The sequence below is a fragment of the Streptomyces sp. NPDC006624 genome (genome assembly GCF_040611555.1).
In the GTDB taxonomy this organism is placed as follows: Bacteria; Actinomycetota; Actinomycetes; order Streptomycetales; family Streptomycetaceae; genus Streptomyces.
Genome location: NZ_JBEXOM010000009.1, coordinates 285,304 through 296,007, shown reverse-complemented (window position 1 = coordinate 296,007; position 10,704 = coordinate 285,304). Strand labels below are relative to the sequence as shown.

Annotated in this window: 6 protein-coding genes; 4 read left to right on the top strand and 2 right to left on the bottom strand. The window is 74.6% G+C overall.

Going from position 1 to position 10,704, the window contains the following annotated elements:
- Window positions 1-230: 230 nt before the first annotated feature.
- Both ABZY20_RS19610 and ABZY20_RS19605 read left to right on the top strand, forming a co-directional pair.
- The gene (locus ABZY20_RS19610; RefSeq protein ID WP_356442776.1) at window positions 231-3,293 is read left to right on the top strand and encodes an AAA family ATPase; all 3,063 of its coding nucleotides are present in this window, start codon (window positions 231-233) and stop codon (window positions 3,291-3,293) included.
- A 50-nt stretch (window positions 3,294-3,343) separates the two neighbouring features.
- Window positions 3,344-3,526: a DUF6191 domain-containing protein gene (locus ABZY20_RS19605; protein WP_356442775.1), complete on the top strand. Its 183-nt coding sequence runs from the start codon at window positions 3,344-3,346 to the stop codon at window positions 3,524-3,526.
- Window positions 3,527-3,716: 190 nt separating this feature from the next.
- Here ABZY20_RS19605 and ABZY20_RS19600 read toward each other — a convergent pair whose 3' ends face one another.
- Entirely contained in the window at window positions 3,717-4,916 is a 1,200-nt protein-coding gene (locus tag ABZY20_RS19600) for a PQQ-dependent sugar dehydrogenase (protein ID WP_356442774.1), read from the bottom strand.
- A 326-nt stretch (window positions 4,917-5,242) separates the two neighbouring features.
- On the bottom strand, window positions 5,243-6,241 hold the full coding sequence (locus ABZY20_RS19595; RefSeq protein WP_356442773.1) for an aldo/keto reductase: 999 nt from the start codon (window positions 6,239-6,241) through the stop codon (window positions 5,243-5,245).
- Window positions 6,242-6,318: 77 nt separating this feature from the next.
- On the opposite strand from ABZY20_RS19595, the gene ABZY20_RS19590 reads away from it, so the two are divergent.
- Together ABZY20_RS19590 and ABZY20_RS19585 are read left to right on the top strand one after the other, a co-directional pair.
- Window positions 6,319-7,269 carry a 2-hydroxyacid dehydrogenase gene (locus ABZY20_RS19590; RefSeq protein WP_356442772.1) on the top strand — a complete coding sequence of 317 codons (951 nt, stop codon included), beginning with the start codon at window positions 6,319-6,321 and terminating at the stop codon, window positions 7,267-7,269.
- Window positions 7,270-7,692: 423 nt separating this feature from the next.
- Window positions 7,693-10,704 (top strand): EAL domain-containing protein, encoded by a 3,012-nt coding sequence (locus ABZY20_RS19585; RefSeq protein WP_356442771.1) that lies wholly within the window; start codon window positions 7,693-7,695, stop codon window positions 10,702-10,704.

Below are 10,704 nucleotides of genomic sequence, written 5' to 3'. Positions count from 1 at the left end.
TCCCGCGGGGCCGGGCCCCCCGGGCCCGGTTCACGGGCGCGGCCCCCCCGCCCGCGCCCCCCCCCCCCGCCGGGGGCGGGGGGGCGGCCGGTGCCGGTGCCGGTCTCAGAGCCGGTGCCGGTGCCAGTGCCGGTGCCCCGTCGGGCGGCGCGGCGGCCACGCCCCGCCCCCTCGCCGGGCGCGGGAAAACCGGTGCCGTGCCGGCCGACCCGCGTGCGATGCTCGGGGCAATGGAGACCAGGTCCGTCAGCCCCGTGTTCGTGGGCCGCGCCCAGGAGTTGGGCGCGCTGCACGAAGCCCTCGCCCGATGCCGCGAGGGCGAGCCGCAGGCCCTGCTCATCGGCGGGGAGGCCGGCGTCGGCAAGACCCGCCTGGTCGAGGAGTTCGCGGACGCGGCCCGCCGCCGCGGGGCGGTCGTCGCCCTCGGCGGCTGCGTCGAGATCGGCGCCGACGGACTGCCCTTCGCCCCGTTCTCCACGGCCCTGCGCGCGCTGCGCCGCGCCCTGCCAGGGGAGCTGGCCGCCGCGGCCGCCGGCCAGGAGGAGGAACTGGCCCGGCTGCTGCCCGAGCTGGGCGAGTCGGGCACCGGGCGGTACGACGAGGACGGCATGGCCCGCCTCTTCGAGCTCACCGCCCGCCTGCTGGAACGCGTCGCCGCCGAGCACACCGTCGTCCTCGCGCTGGAGGACCTGCACTGGTCCGACGCCTCCACCCGCCATCTGCTCTCCTACCTCCTGCGCACCCTGCGCACCGGCCGCCTCGTCGTCCTGGCCACCTACCGCTCCGACGACATCCACCGCCGCCACCCGCTCAGGCCGCTGCTGGCCGAACTCGACCGGCTCCGCACGGTCCGCCGCCTCGACCTCGCCCGCTTCACCCGCGACGAGGTGTGCCTCCAGGTCGCCGGCATCCTCGCCCACGAGCCGGAGCCGGACCAGGTCGACGCGATCTTCGAACGCTCCGACGGCAACGCCTTCTTCGTGGAGGAGCTGTCCGTCGCCGCCCACGAGGGCTGTCCCACGGGCCTGACCGACTCCCTGCGCGACCTGCTCCTCGTCCGCGTGGAGTCACTGCCGGAGTCCGCCCAGCAGATCGCCCGGTTCGTCGCCGAGGGCGGCTCCACCGTCGAGTACCGGCTGCTGGCCGCGGTCGCCCGGCTCGCCGAGGACGACCTCATCGAGGCGCTGCGGGCCGCGGTCAACGCCGGCATCCTCAGCCCGGCACCCGGCGGAGACGGCTACCGCTTCCGCCACTCCCTGGTCCGCGAGGCCGTCAGCGACGACCTGCTCCCCGGCGAGCGCTCCCGCCTCAACCGCCGCTACGCCGAGGCCCTGGAGTCCGACCCGACGCTGGTCCCCGCGGACCTGCGCACCACCCGCCTGGCCGGCTACTGGTACCACGCCCGCGACGCCGCCAAGGCCCTGCCCGCCGTCCTCGACGCCGCCGTCGAGGCCCGGCGCCGGCACGCCTACTCCGAGCAACTGCGGCTGCTGGAAAGGGCGATGGAGCTGTGGGACGCCGCGCCCGAGGCCGTGCGCCGCACCCTGCGCCCGGTCGACTTCGCCGAGGTCTACCCTCCCCCACTGCCTGAACGGCGTGGGGGGACCCCCAGCGGCTGCGATCCGGCCACCACCGCGCTGCGCCACCTCGACCTGCTGGCCGAGGCGGCCGTCGCGGGCCGCCTGTGCGGGGAACGCGAACGGGCCCTGAAGATCACCAAGCGGGCGCTGCGCCTGCTCGACGAGGAGAACGACAGACTGCGCGCCGCCTGGTTCTGGATCCAGCGCTCCCGGCTGGTCCAGGGCCTCGCCCGCGGCGACGGCTGGAAGGAGATCGCCACCGCGCAGGACCTGGTGCGCGGCCTGCCGCCGTCCGAGGTGCACGCCGAGGTGCTCGCCACGGCCGCCCACTGGTCGATGCTCCACGAGCCCGGCCCCGAGGCCCTGACCGCCGCCGAACGGGCCGTGGAGTACGCCCGCATGGTGGGCGCCGACGCCATCGAGTCCCACGCCCGGCTCACCCTCGGCGGGCTCATGGTCGACGCCGGGCAGGCCGAGGCCGGGCTGCGGCACATGTACGAGGTCAGGGCCGAGGTGGTGGCCCGGGGACTCGCCCCGATGGTCGGCCGCAGCCATGTCAACCTGCCGTCGGTGCTCGAAGGCGTCGGCCGCTCGCAGGAGGCCGTCGGCATCCTGCGCGAGGGCCTGCGGCTCACCTCGGAGATGGGCCTGCGGGACGCCGAGGCCTGGATCTGGAGCAACCTCGCCGAATCGCTCGTCTCCCTGGGCCGCTGGGACGAGGCCGCGGAGGCGGCCGGCAACGCGCAGCGGCGCGGGCAGACGGCCGGGCCGCGCGGCTCCGCCGCCAACAGCCTGGCGTTCCTCGCGCTCGCCCGCGGCCGGGTGCCCGAGGCCGCCCGGCATCTCGCCGAGGGCCGCGCCTCCTACGGCCCGCACGACCCCATGCCGCAGCACGACCTGCCGCTGTCCTGCCTCACCCTCGCCGTCGCGGTCGCCGAGGGCCGCCTCGCCGACGCCCGCGCCGAACTGGCCCGCACCCTGACGTCCGGCTTCCCGCCCGGCACCCAGCGCTACGCCTGGCCGCTGCTGCTCGAAGCCGCCACCGCCGAGGCCGACGCCCGCACGCTGCCCGCCGCACGGGACGGCCGCGACGAGGTCCTCGGCAGCCTCTTCGAGACGGTCAAGCGCCTCACCACGCACGCCCCGGTCTGGCGCGCCCACGAGCGGTGGGTCCGCGCCGAACTGCACCGGGCCGAGGGCCGGAGCACCCCCGGAACCTGGTCGGAGGTGGTCACCGCCTTCGAACCCCTGGAGCGGCCCTACGACCTCGCCCGGATCCGCCACCGCCTCGCCGAGTCCCTGCTGGCGGACGGCGGCGAGGACGAGCGCGGCCGCGCCACGGAACTGCTGCGCCTCGTCAACGCCGTCGCCCGCCACCTCGGCGCCCGGCCGCTCGCGGACGCCGCCGACGCGCTCGCCCGGCGGGCCCGGCTCCCGCTCACCCCCTCTCCCCAACCGGCCCCGGCCCCTTGCGACCCGGCCGAGTCGCTGGGGCTGACCAGCAGGGAACGGGACGTGCTGCGCCTGGTCGCCGCCGGGCACACCAACCGGCGCATCGCGCAGGAGCTGTTCATCTCCCCGAAGACCGCGAGCGTCCACGTCTCCAACATCCTCGCCAAGCTCGGCGTCTCCGGGCGGGGAGAGGCGGCGGCGGTGGCGCACCGGCTGGGCCTGTTCCCGGCCGAAAGCCTCACGCCCGGGCCGGCGGGGTGAGGTATACGCTGCAAAGGACGTCGGGGGAGTCGCGGCCCAGGGAGGCCCTTGTGTTCAACGTCTTCGAGGAACTGTTCTCACCCGGCCGCAAACACACCCGCGACGAGCAGAACCGTCTGGAGCTGACCCGGGAGGACGTCGGCGACGGCGACCCCGGGCACGGCCCGATAGACCTGTCGTCCGGCAAGGTCGTCGTCCGCCCGCCGGACGAGCGGGAGGGCGACGGACACTAGGGCGCCTGCCGCGCCCGGCCGGCCGACTCCCGGCGGACCGCGGCGACCAGCTCGGGCCGCTCGGCGATCCGCGCGCCGGGTCTCGCGGTCGGGCTTCGGGCTGCCTGGCCGGACCGCGCGGGCGACGAGCGTGAGGGCGGCCGCGAGGACGGGCGCGGTGAGGACCAGCCCCCGGCCCGCGGGCCCCGGCTCACGTCACCCGCAGCTCCAGGATCCGGTCGTCCCCGTCCTTCGGGCTGCCCCGGCCGTCCGTGTTGCTGGTCACGAGCCACAGGCGGTCGCCGCCCGCCGGGACCACCGTGCGCAGCCGGCCGTACTCGTCCTCGAGGAAGGACTGCGGGTCCGCCGACGCCTTCGTGCCGTCCAGCGGGATGCGCCACAGCCGCTTGCCGCGCAGGCCCGCCATCCAGATCGAGCCCTCGGCGTAGGCGATGCCGCTCGGGGACGCCTCGGACGTCTTCCACTGGTCGACCGGGTCGTGGAACCGCCCGTCGCCGGATGCGCCCTCGGCCTCCGGCCAGCCGTAGTTGTCACCCGGCTTGATCGCGTTCAGCTCGTCCCAGGTGTCCTGCCCGAACTCCGAGGCGAACAGCCGCTGTTTCGTGTCCCAGGCCAGGCCCTGCACATTGCGGTGGCCGTAGGAGTACACCGGCGAGTCGGGGAACGGGTTGCCGGGCGCCGGCTCGCCCTCCGGGGTCAGCCGCAGGATCTTGCCGCCGGGTGAGTCCTTGTCCTGGGACAGGCCGGTGTCGCCGCTCTCTCCCGTGCCCACGTACAGCATCTTGTCGGGGCCGAACGCGATCCGGCCGCCGTTGTGGACGAAGCCCTTGGGGATGCCCCGGTAGACCGTGTCGGGCGCGGCGAGCTGCTCGCCGGCGGGCTTGCCGTCGTCGTAGATCATGCGGACGACGCGGTTGTCCGAGACCGAGGTGAAGTACGCGTAGACCATGCGGTCGGAGGCGAAGTCGGGGGACAGGGCGATGCCCAGCAGCCCGCCCTCGCCGGCCGGTGAGACGCCGGGCACATCGCCCACCTCGGTCTTCTTCCCGGTCTTGTCGTCGACCCGGACGATCGTCCCGTCGTCCCGGGAGGAGACGAGCAGGCCGCCGCCCGGCAGCGGAGCCAGACCCCAGGGGGAGTCCAGGCCCTCGGCGACGGTGCGCAGGACCTCGACCGAGCCCTCGGCGGGGGGCGGTGTCTGCCCGGCCCGCCCCGGCGGGACGGACGACTCCGGCGCCGTGCGGCTCGGGGAGGGGCTGTCGCCGGACGTTCCCGCGCCGTCGGAGGAGCAGCCGGCCGTCAGCAGGAGCGCGGCGGCGGCCAGCACGGCCGGTACGGATCGACGTTGCACGATCTTGGTCCCTTCGACGGGGCGGGTCCTACCTGTCATACCCCGCCCGTGTCCCCGAAGTTCCCGATCACGGAACACCGCACCGGGAGCACGCCGTTTCGCCGCTTTCGTGCGGGCCGTGCCGGCCGGAGGACGCGCGGCGGGCGTTCCCCCCGGGGCGGCCACGCCGACGCCCCGTGGGCACGGCGCACAGGCGTGGGCCCGTGGGTCGAGGGCCGTGCCCGCGCAGGCGGCCGGGATCGGCCGGGCCCCGGACACCGGGCCCCCGGGCGGAGCTGACGAGCGCCCTGCTGCCGCCCCTCCCGGACGCCTCGGCGCCCCCGGGACCGCCTCGGAGGCGGGTGACGTCGACCGCCCCGGCCGGATCAGTCCCACGACCCCTGGGCCGGGGGCAGCCCCGCCACCTCCCGGAGGTCCTCGGCGTCCAGCCGCAGGCCCGCCGCGGCGGCGTTCTCCGCGACCCAGCGCTCCCGCTTCGCGCCCGGCACCGGCACGACGTGCGGGCCCTGGGCCAGCACCCAGGCCAGGGCGACCTGGGCGGGCGTGACCTCCGGGCCGTGCCGCCGGGCCACCCGGCGCAGACCGGCGACGATCGGCTGGTTCGCGGCCATCATCTCGGCCGTGAAGCGGGGGTGGCGGGCCCGCAGGTCGTCCGCCTCGAACCCCGCGCCGGGCCGCAGCCGGCCGGTCAGGAAGCCGTTGCCGAGCGGCATCGCGGCGAGGAAGCCGACGCCCCGCGTCCGGCACCACGGCAGCAGCGTCCCGAGCGCCTCCGGCGACCACACCGACAGCTCGGCCTGCACCGCGCTCACCGGGAAGACCTGCTGCACCCGCTCCAGTTGCCTGAGGGTCGCGTCGTGCGGACCGGATCCGTCCCGGCGCGAGGACCGCGCCCCCATCGCGCACAGGCCCAACGCCCTGACCTTCCCGGCCTGGACGAGCTCCGCCATCGCGCCCCAGGTCTCCTCGACGGGCACCTCCGGGTCGGCCCGGTGCAGCTGGTAGAGGTCGATGACGTCCGTCTGCAGGCGCCGCAGCGACGCGTCGCAGGCCCGTTTCACATACCCCGGGCGGCCGTTGGCGACGATGTGCTGGTCGCCCACCAGGAGACCGACCTTCGTCGACACGAACGCGTCGGACCGCCGCTCCTTCAACGCCCGCCCCACCAGCAGCTCGTTGGTGAAGGGGCCGTACATGTCGGCCGTGTCCAGCAGGGACACACCCAGGTCCAGCGCCCGGTGCACCGCCCTGAGCGACTCGTCGCCGCGCTGCCGCGACGCGCTGTACGCCCAGCTCATCGGCATGCACCCCAGTCCGACGGCCCCCACCGCGAGCGCCGTCGCGCCGATCGTCCTGCGCTCCACCTGGTCGTGACCCTCCCTGTTCCGGCCACCCCAACCTAACCTCTGGCATGGCGCGCTCCTGACATAGCCTCCGGTGCATGACTGCTGACGTGTGGCTGCCCATCCCGCCGGACGAGATCGACGGACTGCCCGAAGGCCCCCGCTACCGCTTCTGGAACGGCGAACAGGACTTCCCCGCCGACCCGGCCGACTGCGCCTTCTACGTCGTCCCCTACATGAAGCCCAGCCCGCTGTGCGTGCGCCCGCTGCCGCAGATGCGTCACGTGCAGGTCGTGCAGACGCTCTCCGCCGGGATCGACCACGTGGAGCCCGGGCTGCGGCATCTGCCCGAGGGCGTCCGGCTCTGCAACGCCCGCGGGGTGCACGAGGCGAGCACCGCGGAGCTCACCCTCGCGCTGATCCTGGCCTCGCTGCGCGGCATCCCCGACTTCGTGCGCGCGCAGGACCGGGGGGAGTGGCTCGGCGGATTCCGGCCCGCGCTCGCGGACAAGAACGTCCTCATCGTCGGATACGGGTCGATCGGCGCCGCCATCGAGGACCGGCTCGTTCCGTTCGAGCTGGCGCGGGTGGCGCGCGTCGCGCGCTCCGAGCGCACCACGGCGCGCGGGCCGGTGCATCCGCTCACCGAACTCCCCGCCCTGCTCCCGGAGGCGGACGTCGTCGTCCTGGTCACGCCGCTCACCGAGACCACCCGTGGCCTGGCCGGAGCCGACTTCCTGTCCCGGATGAAGGACGGAGCGCTGCTGGTCAACGTGGCCCGCGGCCCCGTCGTCGACACCAAGGCCCTGCTCGCCGAGGTGGAGAGCGGCCGTCTCACCGCCGCCCTCGACGTCACCGACCCCGAACCCCTCCCGCGCGAACACCCCCTGTGGCGTGCGCCGGGGGTACTGATCAGCCCTCATGCCGGCGGTCCCACCTCCGCGTTCCTCCCGCGCGCCAAGCGGCTCCTGGCGGACCAGTTGCAGCGTCATGTGAACCGGGAGCCGCTCCGCAACGTGATCCTTACGACGGGTGCACCAACCGGCTGACCAACTTCGAGTACCGTGCGCAATCCTTCGGGTGCGGTGGGTACTCATACCTCTGTTGATCGTCACGGAGAGTAGAGAACCTATGTCCCTGAGTGACGAGACTGGTGTATCGTCCCGACAGGGGCTGCGCCGGGGACCGTTCGGCGCCGGGGACGGACACTTCAGACTGTGAGGGGGGCGACAGGCGATGCACGGCCTATGGACGAGCGATCCGACGGGGCGGGGCTGCCGGCGGCGACCCTGGCGGGCGGCCGCGGGCAGACGCGGCCCCCACGCCGATCACGGCGGCCACCGCGCCCACCACAGCGAACGGCACACCACCCACACCCAGCACCACCGCCGGCCCGGCAGCCGCAGAAGGCAGGCCCAGCCGGTCCACCGGGGCCCGCGGGACCCGGGAGCGGAGCGGACCGGGAGGGCCCGGTGAGCGCGCCCCCGACCACGACGCTGGACGGAGCACTGCGGGCACAGTCTCCGTCCCCGGGCGTGCTGCTGCCCCGCAGGCCGGTCACCGGCCCCCGGCCGGGCCTGGCCCTCCAACTCGTCCTCGCCCTGGTCTGCGCGGCCTACGCGCTCGGCTCCGCGCTCGGCTGGGGCTCATACCAAATGGCCCTGATCATGGGCGACTTCGGACTGAGCGCCGCCGCGGCCACCGCCTCGGTGTCGTGCTTCCTGTACGCCCGCAGCCGCCACACCCCCTTCCGATCCGCCTGGCTGCTGTTCGGCCTCTCCTCGGCGATGGCGTCCCTGGGCAACCTGGTCTGGGGGTGGTACGAGGTCGTCCTGGGACTGCCCGTGCCCAGTCCCAGCTACGCCGACCTGTTCTTCCTGTGCTTCGCGCCGCCCGCGATCGTCGGACTGCTCGTCCTCGCCAAACGGCCCGTGACCAAGGCCGGCTGGGTCTGCCTGGGGCTCGACGCCTGGCTGATCGGCGGCTCGCTGCTCACCCTGGCGTGGAGCCTCGCCCTCGCCCAGGCGGCGCGGACGGAAGGCCCGGGCGTGGCGCACACCGCACTGTCCCTGGCCTATCCGCTGCTCGACATCGCCCTGGTCAGCATGGTGCTCGCCCTGCACTTCCGGCGCTCGGCGGTGAACCGCTCCGCGGTCAACACCGCCGTCGGCGCCCTCGCGCTGACCGTGATGTGCGACGCCCTGTTCACCTCGCCGCTGATGCACCACGACTACCGCTCCGGCCAGTTGCTCGACGCGGGCTGGTTCGCGGGCTCCCTGCTCCTCGCCTACGCCCCGTGGACCGCGCCGCGCACACCGGACGCCGACCGCCCCGCCCCGGACCGGCACGGCCTGAGCGGGCACACGCGCGTGGTGCACGAGCACCTGCCGGGACAGCGCAGCGGACCGCACCACACCCCCCTCCCACCCGTCGGCGAGCACAGCCGGTACCCGGCCGCCCGGCCCATCGCCGGCTCCCTCGCCGCCCTCACGCCGTACCTCGCGGCCGCCGTGTGCACCCTGGGCATCCTCTACAACGTGCTCAACGGCCGCAGCGTCGACCGCGTGGTCCTGCTGACCGGGGGCACGGTCGTGCTCGCGCTCGTCGTGCGCCAGGGCATCATGCTGCTCGACAACATCACCCTCACCCAGGAACTGGCCCAGAAGGAGAACCACTTCCGCTCCCTGGTGCAGGGCTCCAGCGACGTCATCATGATCGCCGCCCCCAGCGGCGTCCTGAGGTACGTCTCCCCGGCCGCCGCCGGCGTCTACGGCCGCCCGGCGGAGGACCTGGTGGGCACGGAGCTGGCCGGCCTCATCCACCCCGAGGACCTCGGCTGCGTCGTGCACGAGGTGCGCAGATTCCTCGCCGCCAGCCCGGTCGAGGAACCCACTACGCGCATCGAGTGCCGCTTCCGCTCGGGCGACGGCGGCTGGCTCAACGTCGAGTCGACCGTCAACCGCCATCACGGCGGCCTCATCTTCAACAGCCGGGACGTGACCGAACGGGTCCGCCTGCAGGCGCAGTTGCAGCACAACGCCGAGCACGACCCGCTCACGGACCTGCCCAACCGCGCCCTGTTCACCAAGCGCGTCCAGCACGCGCTGTCGGGCCGCCGCGCCTCCGACCGGGGCCTGGCCCTGCGCAACACGGCCGTGCTCTTCATCGACCTCGACGGCTTCAAGGCGGTCAACGACACCATCGGGCACCAGGCCGGGGACGAGCTCCTCGTCCAGGCCGCCCGCAGACTCCAGGACTCGGTCCGCCAGGGCGACACCGCCTCGCGGCTCGGCGGCGACGAGTTCGCGGCCCTGATCGTCGGGGACAACACCCGCGACCGCCAGGCCCGGGAGCGGCACATCGTGGAGCTCGCCGACCGCCTGAGGGCGACGCTGTCCCAGCCCTACCTGATCGACGGCAACGACGTCCGGGTCAACGCCTCCATCGGCGTGGCCTTCGCCGAACCGGGCCTCGGCGCGGGCGAGTTGCTGCGCAACGCCGACCTGGCCATGTACCGGGCCAAGGCCGGCGGCAAGGGGCGCGTCGAGCTGTACAAGCCCCAGATGCAGCAGGACGTCGTCCGCAAGGCGGAACTGGCCACGCGCCTGCGGGCCGCGCTGCACGACGGCGAGTTCGCCCTGCTGCACCAGCCCGTGGTGTGCCTGGAGGACGGCCGGATCACCTCGGTGTCCGCGCAGGCGCGCTGGCGCTCCTCCCAGGGCGTGCTCTTCACCCCGGCGGAGTTCCTGCGGGTGGCCGAGGACAGCGACAAGACCGCCGAGCTGGGCCGTTGGGTGATCGAGGAGGCCGTCGGGCAGGCCGCCGAGCGGCACGCGGCGGGGCTGCCGGTGCCGGTCGTCGTCCGGATGAGCGCGCGCCGCCTGCTGGACAGGTCGATGCCGCTCGGCACGATCGAGGCGCTGCTCACCCGGCACAGCCTGCCGTCCGGTGCGCTGGTCATCGAGCTGTCCGACGCCGACCCACGGGTCCCGCTGGACGAGCTGGAGCGGCGTCTGGGCGCCCTGCGGCGGGTCGGCGTACGGATCGCGCTCGACGGGTTCGGCAGCGGCTACGCGGCGATCACGGCCCTCAGGCGGCTCCCCGTCGACGTCCTCAAGCTCGACCGGGGCCTGGTCGAGGGCGTCGTGGAGTCCGCCCGGCTGTACAAGATCACCAGTGGGCTGCTGCGCATCGCGGGTGATCTCGGGCTGAAGTCCGTGGCCGAGGGGGTGGACCTGCCCGAGCAGGTCGTCGCCCTGCGGGCGATGGGCTGTACGCACGGGCAGGGCATGGCGTTCTCCGGGCCGCTCGACGAGTACCGGCTGCGCCGGGCGCTCGCCGCCGGCCACTATCCGCTGCCGCACGGACCCGAACCGGCGCTGGCGGGCGGTGCCCCGCGGGTGTACAGCTCGGGTGTGTCCGCCGTCATCGGAGGCGGCACGGCCCTCCGCTCACATAATGAGACTCCCGTCCCACCCACTTGA

Bases quoted from the DNA above. Each gene is read 5' to 3' on its own strand.
- ABZY20_RS19610 (WP_356442776.1), top strand. From the start codon at position 231: ATGGAGACCAGGTCCGTCAGCCCCGTGTTCGTGGGCCGCGCCCAGGAG.
- ABZY20_RS19600 (WP_356442774.1), bottom strand. From the start codon at position 4,916: ATGACAGGTAGGACCCGCCCCGTCGAAGGGACCAAGATCGTGCAACGT.
- ABZY20_RS19590 (WP_356442772.1), top strand. From the start codon at position 6,319: ATGACTGCTGACGTGTGGCTGCCCATCCCGCCGGACGAGATCGACGGA.